This window comes from Methylophilus sp. OH31, from assembly GCF_000576615.1.
In the GTDB taxonomy this organism is placed as follows: Bacteria; Pseudomonadota; Gammaproteobacteria; order Burkholderiales; family Methylophilaceae; genus Methylophilus.
On sequence record NZ_BAUS01000002.1, the window covers coordinates 688,735 to 705,462 of the forward strand.

General features: G+C 50.8%; 15 protein-coding genes. 6 read left to right on the forward strand and 9 right to left on the reverse strand.

The annotated features are described in order from the left end of the window. The first annotated feature begins 13 nt into the window (after window positions 1-13). The 3 genes from OH31_RS05085 to OH31_RS05095 all read left to right on the forward strand — a co-directional run bounded on the left by OH31_RS05085 (window position 14) and on the right by OH31_RS05095 (window position 4,157). A complete protein-coding gene (locus OH31_RS05085) occupies window positions 14-1,528 on the forward strand; it encodes a DUF4118 domain-containing protein (protein WP_024929876.1) in 1,515 nt (504 codons plus the stop codon). Further along, window positions 1,525-2,199 (forward strand): winged helix-turn-helix domain-containing protein, encoded by a 675-nt coding sequence (locus OH31_RS05090; protein ID WP_024929877.1) that lies wholly within the window; start codon window positions 1,525-1,527, stop codon window positions 2,197-2,199. Before OH31_RS05085 ends, OH31_RS05090 begins: the two co-directional genes overlap by 4 nt. Window positions 2,200-2,276: 77 nt before the next feature. Then, window positions 2,277-4,157, forward strand: coding sequence for a potassium transporter Kup (locus OH31_RS05095; RefSeq protein ID WP_024929878.1), 1,881 nt, complete (start codon window positions 2,277-2,279; stop codon window positions 4,155-4,157). Window positions 4,158-4,235: 78 nt separating this feature from the next. Here OH31_RS05095 and OH31_RS05100 read toward each other — a convergent pair whose 3' ends face one another. The 7 genes from OH31_RS05100 to OH31_RS05130 form a co-directional block, all read right to left on the reverse strand. Next, window positions 4,236-6,746 (reverse strand): methyl-accepting chemotaxis protein, encoded by a 2,511-nt coding sequence (locus tag OH31_RS05100; RefSeq protein WP_024929879.1) that lies wholly within the window; start codon window positions 6,744-6,746, stop codon window positions 4,236-4,238. A gap of 229 nt (window positions 6,747-6,975) precedes the next feature. Next, window positions 6,976-7,503 (reverse strand): TIGR00645 family protein, encoded by a 528-nt coding sequence (locus tag OH31_RS05105; RefSeq protein ID WP_024929880.1) that lies wholly within the window; start codon window positions 7,501-7,503, stop codon window positions 6,976-6,978. Between the two features lie 74 nt (window positions 7,504-7,577). Beyond that, window positions 7,578-8,615 carry a GTP-binding protein gene (locus OH31_RS05110; protein ID WP_024929881.1) on the reverse strand — a complete coding sequence of 346 codons (1,038 nt, stop codon included), beginning with the start codon at window positions 8,613-8,615 and terminating at the stop codon, window positions 7,578-7,580. Window positions 8,616-8,740: 125 nt separating this feature from the next. Next, window positions 8,741-9,727, reverse strand: coding sequence for an FRG domain-containing protein (locus OH31_RS05115; protein ID WP_024929882.1), 987 nt, complete (start codon window positions 9,725-9,727; stop codon window positions 8,741-8,743). Window positions 9,728-9,846: 119 nt separating this feature from the next. Beyond that, window positions 9,847-10,251 (reverse strand): type II toxin-antitoxin system VapC family toxin, encoded by a 405-nt coding sequence (locus OH31_RS05120; RefSeq protein ID WP_024929883.1) that lies wholly within the window; start codon window positions 10,249-10,251, stop codon window positions 9,847-9,849. Continuing rightward, on the reverse strand, window positions 10,248-10,520 hold the full coding sequence (locus OH31_RS05125; protein WP_024929884.1) for an AbrB/MazE/SpoVT family DNA-binding domain-containing protein: 273 nt from the start codon (window positions 10,518-10,520) through the stop codon (window positions 10,248-10,250). Before OH31_RS05125 ends, OH31_RS05120 begins: the two co-directional genes overlap by 4 nt. 61 nt (window positions 10,521-10,581) lie before the next feature. Next, on the reverse strand, window positions 10,582-11,121 hold the full coding sequence (locus OH31_RS05130) for a MarR family winged helix-turn-helix transcriptional regulator (RefSeq protein ID WP_024929885.1): 540 nt from the start codon (window positions 11,119-11,121) through the stop codon (window positions 10,582-10,584). A gap of 106 nt (window positions 11,122-11,227) precedes the next feature. On the opposite strand from OH31_RS05130, the gene OH31_RS05135 reads away from it, so the two are divergent. From OH31_RS05135 to OH31_RS05145, 3 genes are all read left to right on the forward strand, one after another. After that, window positions 11,228-12,400 carry an MFS transporter gene (locus OH31_RS05135; RefSeq protein WP_024929886.1) on the forward strand — a complete coding sequence of 391 codons (1,173 nt, stop codon included), beginning with the start codon at window positions 11,228-11,230 and terminating at the stop codon, window positions 12,398-12,400. A 120-nt stretch (window positions 12,401-12,520) separates the two neighbouring features. Continuing rightward, window positions 12,521-12,781 (forward strand): YlcI/YnfO family protein, encoded by a 261-nt coding sequence (locus OH31_RS05140; protein ID WP_024929887.1) that lies wholly within the window; start codon window positions 12,521-12,523, stop codon window positions 12,779-12,781. Further along, window positions 12,781-13,077, forward strand: a complete 297-nt coding sequence (locus OH31_RS05145) for a type II toxin-antitoxin system RelE/ParE family toxin (protein WP_242402202.1) — start codon at window positions 12,781-12,783, stop codon at window positions 13,075-13,077. Before OH31_RS05140 ends, OH31_RS05145 begins: the two co-directional genes overlap by 1 nt. Here OH31_RS05145 and OH31_RS05150 read toward each other — a convergent pair. Next, on the reverse strand, window positions 13,074-15,323 hold the full coding sequence (locus OH31_RS05150; protein WP_242402203.1) for an EAL domain-containing protein: 2,250 nt from the start codon (window positions 15,321-15,323) through the stop codon (window positions 13,074-13,076). The genes OH31_RS05145 and OH31_RS05150 overlap by 4 nt on opposite strands. A gap of 81 nt (window positions 15,324-15,404) precedes the next feature. Further along, the gene (locus tag OH31_RS05155) at window positions 15,405-16,610 is read right to left on the reverse strand and encodes a cation:proton antiporter (protein ID WP_024929890.1); all 1,206 of its coding nucleotides are present in this window, start codon (window positions 16,608-16,610) and stop codon (window positions 15,405-15,407) included. Window positions 16,611-16,728: the final 118 nt, after the last annotated feature.

The window sequence follows — 16,728 nt, forward strand, 5'->3', positions numbered from 1 at the left end:
ATTTTCAGTGATCATGCCAGGCAACTTCGATCATCCTGTTTTATCGAAACCGTCACACTGGCAAAGCTATGCCGCCTTGGTTACAGGGTTGGTGCTGGTCTCAGGCATAGGCTTGTATTATTTCTCCGCACTGGGGGTGGCCGTCATCACGCTGCTGTATCTGTTGTGCGTGCTGTGGGCGGCTTATTTTCTGCACTTTTTTCATGCTTTGCTGACGGCGATCATCGCCGTACTGCTGATCAATTACCTTTTTATCGAGCCCCGTTACACCTTTGGTATTGCCAGCCTGCAATCCTGGCTGATGTTGTCAGTATTTGCGGCGCTGGCGCTGATGGTGAGTCGCGCCATGCAGCAACTCAAGCAGCAAAGGCAACAGGCGCAACAGGCGGCCTTGCAGTCGCGGTTTTTCCAGTCATTGGCCGAGTTGTTGGCCATGCAGTCCAGTGTTGAGGGTTTGTTGCAAGCCGCCTGCCAGCATGTGCAAGAAGTGTTTGGTTGGCAAGTCGGTGTGGTTCAAGTGTCTGATGCTGGTGCATTAACATATTTGGCGGGTGCACCGGTGGCGACCCTTGAAGCCTCAAGTGTGCAATGGGCGCTGGATTACCAGCGCGCGATTGGTGCGGGCACCGCAGACTGGCCAAATCTGGGCGTCTGCCTGTTGCCGTTTGGCGTTCCGCAACGCGAAGTGCTGGTGGTGGCAAGCCATGCAGCGCCTGACCTGCATTTTTTACGTTTGCTGACCCACCAATGCGCGCAAGCGACGATGAAGTTACGCCAACAAATGGCCCTGGCACAAGCTGCGCGCGATGCCAGTGAGGCCAATTTCAAAAAGACGCTACTGACCGCCTTGTCGCATGATATGCGCACACCACTGACCGCCATTCTCGGTGCCGTTAATGTGTTGACGGATCGCCAGATTGTATTGGCGCCAGTGCAGTCTGCGCAGTTATTGCATAGCATACAAGCTGAAGCCAGCTATTTGACCCAGGCTACTGAGAACATCCTGACACTGGTGAAACTGGACGCAGGTAGCAGCAGCTTGCACCTGGACTGGGCATCGCCTCAGGAAATTATTCAGCACGTCGTGCAGCGCTATTTGCAACGCACGCCTGCGGTGTTGTTGCAAGTGACATTGCCTGAGGCCGATTCGCAGCAAGAAATACTGTTTAAAGCAGATGCGGTATTGGTGGCGCATGCGCTGGCCAACCTGATCGATAACGCCTTGCAATGGCGAGAGGCTGGTAGCACCATTGAAATCGCCATGTACATAGAATCCTCGTCGCTGGTTTTGTCAGTACTCAATCTGGGGCCAGGTTTCCCACCAGGTTTTGTGATCTCCGCTTTTGATGCGCACACACCAGCGATGGCCGGTGTGCGTGGCTTTGGGCTGGGTTTATCGATTGTAGATACCGTGATGCAACTGCATGGCGGGCAAGTACAGTTGGGCACTAGTGCTGACCATCGCACGGAGGTGCGCCTGTTGTTCCCGTTTGTATACGCGGCTGACTTAATCAAGGCCGACACATGAGCCAGCAGGCAACGTTATTATTGGTGGAAGACGACCCGGGTGTGTACCAGTTTCTGTTACCTGCATTGTCTGCGCACGGCTATCGCGTGCAACATGCGCGAGATCTCGCGCAAGCGCGTGAGGCCAGCGGCTTTGCCATGGTCATTCTCGACCTGGGTTTGCCGGATGGGCAGGGCGAGCAGTTTATTCCGCAGCTGCGTGCTTATTCGGATGTGCCGATCCTGGTACTGTCTGCCCGCCAGGATGAACTGGATAAAGTGCACTGCCTGAACCTGGGCGCAGATGATTACCTGATGAAGCCATTTGGCTTACAGGAGTTGCTGGCGAGGATACAGGTGGCACTGCGGCGCACAGCCATCATGCAGATGCGTGACCACGTTTATCAACATCAGTCATTAGTGATTAACCGTGCCAGCGGCCTGGTGACCAAACATGGCGAGCAGTTGCATTTGAGCCCCATAGAGCATGCCTTGCTGATGTTACTGGCCAGCAAACCCGGCACCATCTTTACCCACAGCCAGCTATTGGCGCAGGTGTGGGGGCCGGATTATATCGATGACACGCATTACCTGCGTATCCATATTGGCCGTTTACGCGCCAAACTCGAAGACCATCCCTCTGCACCGCAAACCGTTCTGACTGAGCTCGGCATCGGCTATCGACTCGCTTGAGTCAGTCGTTCTTGTTTATGCGATTGATATACCGTTAGCCTCACACTGCTCCCATCAATCAACCACAAGGGGATGTGATGGACAATCTTTCCATACAAAAAAGCAGTTTGGCTGCGCTGGCGCTGGGGGCAATAGGCGTCGTCTACGGCGATATTGGCACCAGCCCGCTCTATACCGTACAAGTCATTTTTAGCGAGAGCACTGGCGTGCCGCTCACCCAGGCCAATATTCTGGGCGCGATCTCGTCTATTTTCTGGTTGCTGATGTTTGTGGTGACCTTTAAATATGTGCTGCTGGTGTTACGCGCACACAACAAAGGCGAGGGCGGTGTGATGGCCTTGCTGTCACTGGCGGTGTCCAGTCTGCGGCCGCAAGATAAGCGCACCGGTGGTTTGCTATTACTGGGCGTGCTCGGTGCTGCCTTGTTTTATGGTGACAGCGTGCTCACGCCAGCCATTTCCGTATTGTCTGCGGTCGAAGGCCTGCAAGTGGCTTCTCCTGTGCTGGCCGCGCAGATTCTGCCGATTACGATAGGCATACTTATCGGTCTGTTCTGGTTTCAGCGGCATGGCACACATGCGGTTGGCCGATTTTTTGGCCCGATTGTGATCGTCTGGTTTCTGGCGCTGGCGGCGATAGGTGTGTGGCAAATTGCACAAGCACCGCAAGTGTTGCAGGCACTGCATCCGCAATACGCCTGGCAGTTCTTGCAAGCGCGTGGTGCCGGTGTGTTTATTGCTATCGGCGCGATATTGCTGGCGGTGACCGGGGCCGAGGCGCTGTATGCCGATATGGGCCACTTTGGCCGCCGCGCGATACAGCTGGCCTGGCTGGGGCTGGTGTTCCCCTGTCTGGCGTTAAATTACCTGGGGCAGGGCGCGTTGCTGCTGCAACATCCTGATGCGGTCAGCAATCCGTTCTATTTATCGTTTCCGCAACCCTTGCTGATTCCTGCCGTGATTCTGGCCACACTGGCGACCATTATTGCTTCGCAAGCGGTAATTTCCGGCGCATTTTCCATGACCCGCCAGGCGATTCAATTAGGCTTTTTACCACGGATGCGCATTATCCATACCTCTGCCAGTGAATCCGGGCAGATTTATATTCCCGCAGTGAACTGGGCATTGTTGCTGGCCGTCATCATCGTCTGTCTGGCGTTCCAAAGCTCCTCGGCGCTGGCGTCTGCCTATGGTATCGCTGTCACCGGCACCATGTTCATTACTACTATTTTGCTGTTTGTTGTTATGCGTCATCGCTGGCAGTATCCGGCCTGGTTGGTCTGGTTATTGACCGGCGCCTTGGGCGTGGTGGATGCCGTATTGTTTAGCTCAGCCTCCATGAAGTTTTTGCAGGGGGGCTGGTTTCCGATTGCGTTGAGCATACTGTTGATTGTGCTGATGACCACCTGGAAAAAAGGCCGCTATACACTGCTGAATAGCATGGCTGAGACGGACCCTAAACTGGAGCCATTACTCGCCACCCTCGCCAGTAGCACACTGCCGCAGGTGCAGAGAACAGCGGTGTATATGGTGTCTAACCTCGACACAGTACCACAGGCTTTGATGCATAACCTCAAGCATAACCAGGTGCTGCATCAGCGTAATTTGTTTGTGAATGTGTCGTTTGAAGACGTGCCGTTTATGAATACCGCTGAGCGCATCACCACCAAGCGCCTGGCCGATGGTTTCTGGCAAGTGCAATTGCGTTATGGTTTTATGCAGCATGCCGATATTCCGCAAGCCTTGTTGCAATTGGATTTGGATGGGCAAACACTGGATCCGTTTACCAACTCCTACTTCCTGAGCCGCGATATTATCGTGCCAGACGTGGGTGGTGCCATGCCACGCTGGCGTGACCAACTGTTTTCCGTGATGTCACGCAATGCCAGCAGCGCAGTCGAGTATTTTAATATCCCGGCCAATAGCGTGATTGAATTGGGTAGCCGCGTGCAAATATAAATACGCATGCCAATGGCGTGCGTTTAAGCATCAAAAGAAAACCCGCCAGTTGGCGGGTTTTTTATTAACAGGCTGCGTTTAGTAATTATCCGTGCCAGTTCTGCCCAGGCTGACGCGCTGTTGCGGTGCCCGGCTGATAGTGTCAGTCTCCAGTAACTGGTATTGGTTGACGGTGTCTTGCAGCTTCTCAGCCTGTGTCACTAGAGACATGGCCGCGGCAGCCGCTTCTTCCACCAGTGCCGCATTTTGCTGGGTGACTTCATCCATTTGCGACACCGCCAGGTTAATCTGCTCGATACCACTGCTTTGTTCAACTGAGGCGACGGTAATTTCGCCGATCAGCTGTGAAAACTTGCTGATGACGCTGACAAGTTCTTCCATCGTGCCACTTGCCTGTTCTACGTACTGTGAACCGTTGGCGACTTTTTCGGCCGAGTCATTAATCAATACCTTGATTTCCTTTGCTGCGCTGGCAGAGCGCTGTGCCAGATTGCGCACCTCGCTGGCAACCACGGCAAAGCCACGGCCTTGCTCACCCGCGCGGGCAGCTTCTACGGCGGCATTCAGCGCCAGAATATTAGTCTGGAAGGCAATGCCGTCAATCACCGAAATAATCTCTTCAATGCGTGAGGAGCTTTCCGTGATTTCGGTCATGGTGGCCACCACTTTGCCAAACACTTCGCCGCCTTTGGTGGCAATGTCGTTGGCCTGGTCTGTCATGCCATGCGCCAGTTTGGCGTTCTCGGCATTATTTTTCACATTGGTGGCAATTTCCTCCATGCTGGAGGCGGTTTCTTCCAGCGAGCTGGCTTGCTCTTCGGTGCGCTGTGACAAATCATTATTACCGAGCGAGATTTCTGATGCCGCCGAGTTAATGGTTTCGCCAGCGGCCTTGATGGTCGACAAGATGTTGCTCATGGTGTCGACAATCTCGTTGACGCCTTCACACAGCAGCTTGATTTCGCCTTGCTTATTCGCGGTCGCAATGCGTTGGGTCAGGTCATGTGCCTTGGTCGCTGCGACTACTTCGGCGGTTTCGTGTACCGCTTGTGACATGGCCTGGGCTTCAGCCACTTTGGCACTAATGTCGGTGGCATATTTCACCACTTTGAATGGTTTGCCTTCGTCATTAAAAATCGGGTTATAACTGGCTTGCAGCCAGATTTCCCTGCCGCCTTTACCTACGCGTTTATATTGGCCATCGTCGGCTTCGCCGCGGCCCAGCTTATCCCAAAACTGTTTATATTCCGGGCTGCTTTTATAAGCGGATTCAACAAACATCTGATGATGCTGACCAATGATGTCTTGTTTGCTGTAGCCGGTGACAGCGGCAAAGTTATCGTTCACGGCAGTGATTTTGCCTGTGAGGTCAAACTCAATGACGCCCATGACTTTGCTAATGGCACTGATCTGCCCGGCAAAGTCTGCATTTCTCAGTTTTTCGGCGGTGATATCGGTCGCATATTTGACCACTTTGAATGGCTTGCCTTCGGCATCAAAAATCGGGTTATAACTGGCTTGCAGCCAGATTTCTTTGCTGCCTTTGCCTACACGTTTATATTGGCCTTCATCCGCTTCACCACGGCCGAGCTTGTTCCAGAATTTCGTGTATTCAGGACTGTTTCTAAAAGCCGCTTCAACAAACATCTGGTGATGCTGGCCAATGATTTCCTGTTTGCTGTAACCAGTCACAGCGGCAAAGTTATCATTCACGTCAGTGATCTTGCCCGTGAGGTCAAATTCAATCACGCCCATGACTTTGCTAATGGCGCTGATTTGCCCGGCAAAGTCCGCATTCCGGCGTTTCTCGGCAGTAATGTCAGTCGCATATTTCACCACTTTGAATGGCTTGCCTTCGGCATCAAAAATCGGGTTATAGCTGGCTTGCAGCCAGATTTCCTTGCCGCCTTTGCCTATGCGTTTATATTGGCCTTCGTCGGCTTTACCGCTGCCCAGTTTTTCCCAAAACAGCTTGTATGACTGGCTGTTTTTGTCGGCGGCTTCGATAAATATACTATGGTGCTGGCCAATGATTTCCTGTGTGCTATAACCGGTGACAGCGGCAAAGTTATCATTGACGGCGGTGATCTTGCCTGTGAGGTCGAATTCAATCACGCCCATGACTTTGCTAATGGCGTCAATTTGCCCGGAGAAGTTGGCATTTCTGCGTTTGTCAGCCGTGATGTCAGTTGCATATTTGACGACTTTAAATGGCTTGCCTTCGGCATCAAAAATCGGGTTATAGCTGGCTTGTAACCAGACTTCTTTGCCGCCTTTACCCAGGCGCTTATATTGGCCTTCATGCGGTTCGCCACGGCCTAAATTGTCCCAGAACTGTTTGTATTCCTGGCTACTTTTATCCGCCGCGGTGACAAACATACTGTGATGCTGGCCAATGATCTCTTGTTTGCTGTAGCCAGTGGCGGCAGCAAAATTATCGTTGACGGCAATAATATTGCCTTTGAGGTCAAACTCAATCACCCCCATGACTTTGCTAATGGCGTCAATTTGCCCACGTAGGTCACTCGTTGGCTGTCGTTGCTCGGTCGATGAGGTGCTCTTCAGTTTATTCAGTATGGCCAGGCGCATGGTTTTTTTCTCCGGGTACTGCAACAATTAAATAGGTATCGTGACAATTATCTTCCTGCATTAAACCAAGATTGTCGCCAATATAATTGATGAAAGAAAACAGTGTTTTAGGGCCATTTCTTGAATAAGCAGCCGAGATTTACCTTTTATTGCGAAGTTGGTTGTAATCAACCAATGCAATAGGCAATAAAAAACCCGCCAGTGGCGGGTTCTGCGATAAAAAATAGCATTAATGGTCGCTACTGCCATGTCCGGCAATTCTATCCATCCAGGCAAACAACACGCCGGTGATGATAAATGTCAGGTGGATGCCGACCAGCCATGCCATTTGTTCGGTGGTGAAACTGGCCGTGCCTGAGCTCTGGTGCACAAAGGCTTTCAGCAAGTCGATGGCAGAAATGGCGACGATAGAGCCGATCAACTTCAGCTTCAGGCCAGAGTAATCCACTTTACCCATCCACTCCGGGCGGTCTTCGCTATCCGCAGTATCAATGCGCGACACAAAGTTTTCGTAACCGCTGAAAATCACCATAATCAGCAAGTTGCCCACCAGGGTGATATCTACTAATGCCAGCAGGGAAAGCACGGTTTCCTGTTCGGAGAAGCTAGCCAAGTGTACGGCGATATGAAAGAACTCCTGGCCAAATTTCACCAGCAAAATAAACAAGCCACCCACCAGGCCCAGATACATCGGCGCCATTAACCAGCGGCTTTGGAAAATCCAGCCTTCTAAAATCTTTTCTAAATAACGTCCCATATTTACTCCATTTCTAATATAACTGTTACTACGTAATCTTTATACGCCGTAATTCTCCTGCTAAGAGGCTTACTTTAGAACTGAGTGAGCATATCGCGCACAGCCTGCTCATCAATACCCTTACCAATAATCACAATGCGGCTAATCGGCTCTTCTTCGTCCCAACCCTCAAGCAGCGTGGGTGGGTAGGGCGTAAAATGCACCGCGTGTATCGCCAAGGGTGCAGGTGCATCTTCTACGTGCAAAATGCCTTTTAAACGCAGCAACTTTTCACCGTGCGTCTGGCACAGTTTCAGAATCACGCCTTTAAAGTCAGACCACGTCATTGGCTTGGGCAAGTAGACGGTAAATGTGTTCACATCATCATGCGCAGGCGCTTTGGGTAAGGTGCCTTTCTTGCCCGCGCTAAAACCGCTGGCGGGTGCGCGTAACCAGCGTTGCGGATTCGCCTGCTTGCTGGCGAAGTCAAACAACCCGACGTCAATAATCTGCATTGGGTCAATTTCACCATGCAACACAAACTGCTGCGTTGCATTTGGGTTAATCTCGCTCAACTTGGCTTGCAACGCGCCGATCTGCTCAGGCGTCGCCGTGTCAGACTTGGTAATCAGCAATACATCTGCGACGGCAGCTTGCTTAAGTGCTTCTTTCTGCTCTGCAATCTGATGTAAGCCGTAAGCCGCATCAATCGTCACTACCACCGCATCCAGGCGATACACCGACTCAATCACCGGCTCATTCATCAGGTTGGCTAAAATCGGGCCAGGGTCGGCCATGCCGGTGGTCTCAATCACCAGGCGGTTAAATTCCGGCACCGCCTGCAAACTGCGCTTAAAAAACAAATCGCGCATGGTATCGGCCAGCTCGTTTTTAAGTGAGCAGCACAAACAGCCAGAACTCAACAACACCGTGTTATCGGCAATATGCTCGCTCTCAATGGTTTGAGAAATTTGGCTATTGGCAAAAATCTGGTCCAACCCTGCTTCGCCGAGCTCATTAATAATCACGGCGGTGTCTTTCATCGCGGGGTTATGCAGCAGTTTGTTAAGCAGGGTAGTTTTACCGCTGCCCAAAAAACCAGTGAGCAGCGTGACGGGAATACGTTTATCCATATAAATTCTAATAAAACGAGTGTGGCGGTATTTTAACGCGGATGAATGTTGGGATTGCTAAGTGTTTCGACTTATATGGAGGTGCAGGAGCAAATCGCAAGGGATTGGGAAATTATTGTCTTCTATTAGATTGGTACTCGACGAATGGCGCGAGCTCTGGCTTTGACGTCTTGCAGCATTTTTTTGCGCCATTCAATATCGGCAAGAAGTAAAGATACCTTCTCATCTGTTAATAATCTTCTGTAGTTATTTAATGTCGTTATCTTCGCCAGTTCTTTACGTATTGCTTTTAAATGTCTGATCCGAATTCCATGAGGGTCATTTGAGAACGACTCCAATGCTTTTTCGATAAGATCGGCAGGAATCTCTCGGCATGCAAGGATTTCCAAAGCAACGTCAGCTAGTGGGTCAGGTGGAAACAATCTCTCTCCTCCAGAAAACATCTCAAGAAAGTATTCGCCGATATGTCTTTCATGATTAAACTGCATCATTTTGACATCGGGCCAACCATCAAAAGCATGGCACAACGGAAGCTCAGTAACCCAAGCACATTGTTCTGTTGGCCTTGGTAAAGCCTGAGGGCCTAATGGAAAGTAATTACTAATTTCTAAGGGGTGTACTCGATAGATGATTCCCGTTCCTGAGGTGACTGGTTGCCAGCCACTCTTAGTTTCGTAGCAAGTAGCGAAAAATGCGCTTACATTGAAGTCATCTGTAAGATCAAGATATCCAGTTGGTATGCCATAGTGCTGTGCAAGTGCAATTCGATCAAGTTCTAGTTTTTGATTAGCAGCATGGGATGTAATTGGGTGATGATCAAGCTCTCGGGAGAACCACCACGACTGAGCAAGTCTAAGTACAATTTTAGCTTGATCAGAAATAGCATATTTCCATAATTCCCCTGTATCTTGAGAGCTCATTCCCCTAGAGATAGAAGGCAACATCGGCACGTAGCGTTTATTTTGCCCACGATACAAACTTTGAACAGCAAACGGGATTGCTCCTCCGTAATCTCCTTCGGAATACCAATACCAGCTTTCTTCTCGTCTAGACCGATGATCAACAAAGTCTTTCGAAATTTGAAGAAGTATTGATGCAGGTACTATTTGCATAGATGTTTTGGGGTCAGAGTAAAAATTAAAATCTTCTAAGCTGCCTTCTGCGCTAACGGTTTTATTTTAGTCAGCGTCTCGGCCATCAAATAATTAGGGTCAGAGTAAAATAAAACCTTTTATCGTTCCAGCCAATTTTCAACTTTAAGGCCGCGAATACGACTAAATTCTCGCAAATTATCCGATACCAGCGTCAGGTTCAAAGTATGAGCCTGTGCGGCGATAAGTAAATCATTCATGCCTATCGATTGACCTGCGGCTTCCAGTTCGGCTCGGATGCTTCCATACTCGGCATCCGCTGGGATTTCTAGCGGTAGCACCGGGATGGTTGCAAGCAGGTTCTCGACTTTTTGTGTGAGTTTGGGGGATTGTTTTTTTGCACAACCATAGCGCAACTCTGCGGCGACGATGATGCTGGTAAATATAGCCTTGGTGTCGATTTGCTCAATATGACGGGCGGCTGCTCCTGAGGGGTTACGGATCAAGTCACTGATGATGTTGGTGTCCAGCAGGTAGCCACTCAAAATATGTCCTCTGGCTTGGTATGCATATCGTCAATAGTTGGGAGTTGATCTTCTGGCGCTAGTGGAGGCTCTTTACGCCATTCGGCCAGCAGTTCGGCGAGGTTGGTGGGTCGCAGTACCGGTTCAATAATCAGCTTGTTGCCTTCACGGTGAATCAGAACGCGATCACCCGGTAGCTCAAACTCAACCGGAATGCGCACAGCCTGGCTGCGGTTGTTACGAAACAGCTTTACTTCTTTATTAGGTGAGGTTTTGGATAAACTAGGCATGGCATAGGCTCCTTTTGCATATACAAATAGTATATGCAAAATTGTGAGCGCGTCAATCTTTTCAACTTTCTTGTTTTATTGATGAGGTTGTGGGCCTATTAATCTCCACGTCGAGTACTGATAGCAGCGTCACCAAGTGTTTATCTAATTGTTTGCGCGATTCAGCAGGTAATAAATCGAGTATGGCTTGTTCATTGGCAATATGCGCTTCCACAGCTTGATTGATCAGAGTTAGCCCAACTTCTGTAAGCTGCACAAGCATGCTGCGCAGGTCTTCATTACTTTTCACGCGCTCTACCAGCCCGACTTTTTCAAGCCGTTGTAGCCTATGCGTCATGGTGCCTGAGGTGACCATCAAGGATGAGTAAAGGGCAGTAGGCGCCAGGCTGTAAGGGTGGCCCGCGCGCCTGAGCGTTGCTAGCACATCAAACTCCCAACTGGTCATGCCAAAGCGCTCAAAGGTTTGGTCGAGCTTGCGTCTCAGCAACATTTCGCAGCGCGCGAGGCGGCCAATCAAGCCCATGGGGCTTGGGTCTAGGTCAGGGCGTTCGCGTCGCCATTGGTTCATGATGTGGTCGACAGCATCTTCTTTTTTGCTCATTTCTGCTCCTGTATTTATCTTGACTTCAAGATAAATTAACCGTAGTCTGAATATATCTTGAACTCAAGATATATGTGATATTAACCTACTGTGGGAGACGTGTGTGATGAAAGCAGGGCGCTGGTGGTTGATGGTTGCAATTCTGTTAGTCGCCGTCAATTTACGCCCGGCGATGGCGGCACTTGGCCCGTTGCTGGATTTAATTCAACATAGCACTGGCCTGGATGCGACAGGGGCGGGTTTGCTGACCACGTTGCCTGTATTTTTGATGGGCTTGGGGGCCTTGTTGTCGCAGTCTTTACGTCAAAAACTGGGTGAGGTGAACGGTGTTACCTTGGGGGTGGTATTGATTATGCTGGCTTGTGCCGCCCGCGGTTATTGGGATTCCGCGTTGGCGATGTTAGCCAGCGCTGCGGTGGTTGGCGTAGGGGTTGCGCTGGTGCAGGCATTATTGCCCGGCCTGATCAAATGCCACTTTGGGGCAGCCACTGGCCGCATGATGGGTTTGTATACCACCGGCATTATGGGCGGCGCTGCTGTGGCCGCCGCGAGTGCCGCCCGGCTGAATGAAACACTGGGTTGGCAGCAGACATTGGCCTGGTGGGCCTTGCCCGCATTGCTGGCATTGATTATCTGGATCACTGCCTCTGCGCAACGTCAACAACCAGCAGTGATTCAAACGCAACAAGCGCCCATCCAGTTTTGGCGCTATCGCAGAGCCTGGGCGCTGATGCTGTTTTTCGGCATTGGCACAGGCGTATATACGCTGATTCTTGCCTGGTTGCCGCCGTTCTATGTCGAGCTTGGCCAAAGCCGCCAATTGGCAGGAGATTTACTGGCGGGTTTGACATTGACCGAAGTGCTGGCGGGAATGATTGTGTCAGGCGTGGTGGGTAAGTATCATGATCGCCGCCCATTACTCTTTACCGCCTTGGGTTGCACCCTGGCCGGGCTGGCGGTGATGATTGTGGCACCTATCAGCATGGCATTCGCGGCCATGGTGTTGTTAGGTTTGGGGGTCGGGGCGTTATTCCCGTTGTCACTGATTTTGGCGATGGATCATGTGGATGATCCGAGGTTCTCTGGCGACCTGGCGGCTTTTGTGCAGGGTGGTGGTTATATGATCGCCAGTTTAATGCCGTTCCTGGCGGGTTGGGTGAAGCGCGAATTTACGCACTTGTCATGGGCATGGATAGGCGTGTTTGTGGCAGTCTTCTTCATCACCTTGCTTACCGCACGATTCTCACCGGCAAGTTATCGCAAAGCATTTTCTGGCTAATGGGTCGTGACTATTGGTTTTGTTCGCATACCTGATAGCCGTGGCTTTTAGATAAGCGTTGCAATCATTAGCGGGTTTCATTAAGATTGTATTACAAATGAATTACATGTGAGGTGCTCGATGAAAACTGCGACCATTCCGGCTTTACGGGTAGAGCCGCAATTACGTGATGCAGTGGAGGGCGTATTGGCTGAAGGAGAAACGCTCTCAAGTTTCATGGAGGAGGCGCTTAAGGCGAATATCACGCGCAGGCAGCACCAGCAGGCATTTATTGCACGTGGCTTAGAGTCTGCAGCTATCGCCAGGCAAAATCAGGAATATTACAGTGCGGAGAGTGTGCTGGATGAGTTGCAGGCGATGCTGGATACGGCAAAACCTTGATGTACCGCATACGCTTTACTAAAGAGGCGCGTGAAGATTTAAAGCGCTTGTATGCTTTTTTATTAAATAAAGACCGGCAGGCTGCCAGACAAGCGTTAAAAGCCATTCATCAGGCCATTGAGGCAGTCAAGTTTTTCCCCTATACCTGTCGCAAAGCCTTAGGTGACAATCCATTTTTAAGAGAGCTTGTCATTCATTTTGGCGCTTATGGCTATGTCGCTTTGTTTGAGATTGAGGACAACCAAACAATCACCATTGTGGCTGTAAGGCACCAGCGTGAAGAGGATTTTTTCTAGTCATGTTGGATAAGCTTTGCGAAATCTGCCGCAGGCAGCGGCTTCGAAAATAAATAGCCTTGTACTTCATCGCAGCCGGATTCACGTAAATGCTTGAGCATGGCTTCGTCTTCAACACCCTCGGCAATCACATCCAGATTCAAGGTATGTGCCATTTGCACAATGGCGCGGACGATGGCGGCGTCGTTGGGGTCAGTGTTGATGTCGCGCACAAAGGATTGGTCAATTTTGAGGCGATCGATATTAAATTTTTTGAGGTAGGCGAGGCTGGAGTAGCCTGTGCCGAAGTCGTCGATGGCGAGTTTGACGCCTAGCTGTTTGAGGGTGTCGAGCTGGGCGAGCAGGTGGTCTATGTCTTCGAGCAGGATGGATTCGGTAAGCTCTAGTTCCAGCAGACGCGGCTCGAGGCCGGTTTTTTCGAGCGCTTTAATAATCACCTTGTCCAAATTGCCGCGACGGAATTGCACCGCCGAGACGTTGACGGCAATCCTGAGTGGCGGCAGGTCATTTTTTTGCCATTCCATCGCCTGGCGGCAGGCTTCTTCTATCACCCATTCGCCGATATCGACAATGAGGCCGGTTTGCTCGGCAATGGCGATAAATTGCGCCGGGGGTTGTAGGCCATTTTGCGGATGATGCCAGCGTATAAGTGCTTCGGCGCCGATCACTTGCGCACTGCTAAGGTTGATTTGCGGCTGGTAATGTAGTTCAAACTGGTGATGCGCCAGAGCTTCGCGCAGGCCATAGGCGATATTCAAATAGTGCAGGCTATCGTTGTTGAGCTTTTCGGTAAAGAAACGGGCCGTGTTACGGCCTTCTTCTTTGGCTTGCGACATGGCTTTGCGCGCGCGGCCAAACAGTTTTTCAAAGTCGTTGCCATCGGTGGGGTAAACGGCGACGCCGACTGAGCAGGAGGTGGAAATATTGTTACCGGCAAACGCGAACGGCGACGAGATTTCGTTGAGCAGGGTATCGACGATATAGCTGATGGATTCATCATCGTGCATATTGTTGAGCAGGATAATGAACTCATCCCCGCCATGGCGGCAGATGCTGTCTGTTTCACGCAAACAGGCTTTGAGACGCTCGGCAAATAGCCGCAGCAGTTTGTCGCCCGAGGCATAGCCCAATGAGTCATTGAGGAACTTGAAGTTATCCAGGTTGAGCGCAAGCAGGCCGATTTTGCTGTTAGCTGCTGCGGCAATAGAGACCGCGTTTTCCAGCCGGTCTCTAAACAATGTAATATCCGGCAGGCCAGTGAGGGCGTCGTGCGAGGAGAGGTACTGAATCTCTTTTTGCGCCGACTTGAGGTCACTGAGATCGCTGAAGGTGCCAACATAGTGTGTGACTTCGCCGACGGTATTTTTGACTTCAGTAATAGACAGCCATTCGGGGAACACTTCGCCGTTTTTGCGCCGGTTCCAGATTTCGCCGCGCCAATGACCAAAGTTGGTGACACTTTCCCACAGGTTGCGATAAAAGCCTGCATCGTGCAGGCCAGAGGAGAGGACTTTAGGCGTTTTGCCTTTAATGTCGTCGATGGTAAAGCCTTGCATCCTGGTGAATGCCGGATTCACAGACAAAATCACATGGTGCACATCGGTCACCATAATGCCTTGTTCGCTGCCTTCGAACACTTTTTCAAACTGGCGCAGGCTTTCCTGGTATTTATTGCGGTTGAGCGCAATGCCGATAATGGCCGAGCCGATTTCAAGCAGCATGCGGTGAAACTGGCTGGGCTCGCGGTGCTCAAAGCTGGAGAGGGCAAAGGTGCCAATCACCCTGTTTTCGGCAGAAAAAATCGGGATCGACCAGCAGGATCTGACGTCAAACTCATACGCGAGGTGGCGGATATCTTGCCAGCGCTCGTCGGTAAAGGTATTGCTGACATATTGTACTTTTTGCTGATAGATGACATTGCCGCAAGAGCCGCCCCCAGGGCTGGGCCGCAAACCGTTGATTTTCTGGATTTGTACGGGTGTCAGGCTGGGCGCTGCATAGACATTGAGCAGCTCATTGTTGTCGTCCATCAGCATGACAGAACTGAAGGCGTTGGTGAGCAGGTTTTCTGCCAGGCGGCAGATCTGGTTGATCACTTCCATGTGATCGGCCCCGCGCGCGACGGATTCGAGGATGGTGCGTTGCAAGGTAAGCAACTGGTTTTGTTCTTCAATAGACAGCAGGCCGCTATCCAGGCAGGGAGGGGGTACAACCGATGACGCTGAAATAGTCGGGTATGCGCTCAAAGGAGTGTCCAGTCTTTTAGAGAATGGTTTGTTTGCTAACCAGTGTTCCTCTTTTGTCAATTGATGTCAATAGTCCTTAAATTAGCGGGCCTGCTTTTCCAGTTGCGGCATCACCCATTTGCGGAACATCAGTGGCGTGATCATGGTGGTGACTACCCCCATCAGCACCAGTACCGAGAACAGGTCCTGGCCAATAAAACCGCGGTCGTAGGCAATGCTGGCAATGACCAGTTCCATCACGCCGCGACCATTGAGGATAAAGCCTATGCCCAGGGAGTCACTTTTGGATAGGCCAATAAGCCGTCCGCCCACCCAGCCGGCGAGGATTTTGGTCAAGATAGACACGACGAGTACGACGGCAACAAACCAGAAGGAGTCGATGACTTGGACTTTGAATTCCAAGCCGAGGTAGGCGAAAAATACCGGCGCCAGAAAGCCACCAGTAATCGAGCTTAATGTCAGCTCGAGTTCTTTGTAACGTGAGGGCAAGAAAAACTTGCGGTCTATGAGCAAAGCGCCAAAAAATGCGCCAATCACGAAATGAAAGCCGAGTGCCGCGCTGACTGAGCCAAAAATAAGTACCAGCAGCAGTAGCAGGCCGAACAGGGCTTCGTTGCCAATCAACTCGACCAGTTTTTCTGACCACTGGTCTATGCTGATGCCTTTTTCAATGACTTTTTTGATGATGAGGCTGACACTGACGATCAATACAATGAGCAGAATCAGTTTCCAGCTGGCGTGAAAAATAGCGCCACCCACGGCCTGGTAGGATTTTTGTTCTGGCAGGTTAAGAATCACCCCCAACACCAGCAGGGCAGCGATATCGTTAAAAATGGCCGTCGCGACTGAATAGCGCGCAATGTTTGAATCTAGTAATTTGAAGCTTTGCAGAATGCTGATGGTGACAGGCAGCGCGGTAATCGAGACGCACAAACCGAGGAAAATGGTGCGGCTGACATCCAGGCCAAAACCGACGCCGACCAAGATGCCGCCGGTAAGCGGTAACAGAAAGCCCAGTAGCGCGATGACCACACCTTTGCCACGCATGGAGTCGATCACTTCCTTGAAGTTCATCTCCAAGCCGGCAGAGAGCACAATCAGGAATACCGCGAACTCTGAAATGCCAGATAGTGCTGGTGTGGGAGAGATCAGGTTGAAAATGCTGGGGCCCAGAATCACTCCTGCCAGCATTTCACCAATAATGGCGGGTTGGTTTAAGCGGCTGAATACTTGGCCTAGCAGGCGGGCAGTGACAATGAGGATAAGCAAGGTAGTCAGTAACGGCATGATGTTCTCTTGGTTTTTTTCACATGACAGCTGCCTGCGTCAGATGGTTCTATCTGTCATACATAACATACAGTAAAAATACATTCTTGTATGTATGATTATTGGCAGTGTAATGCAT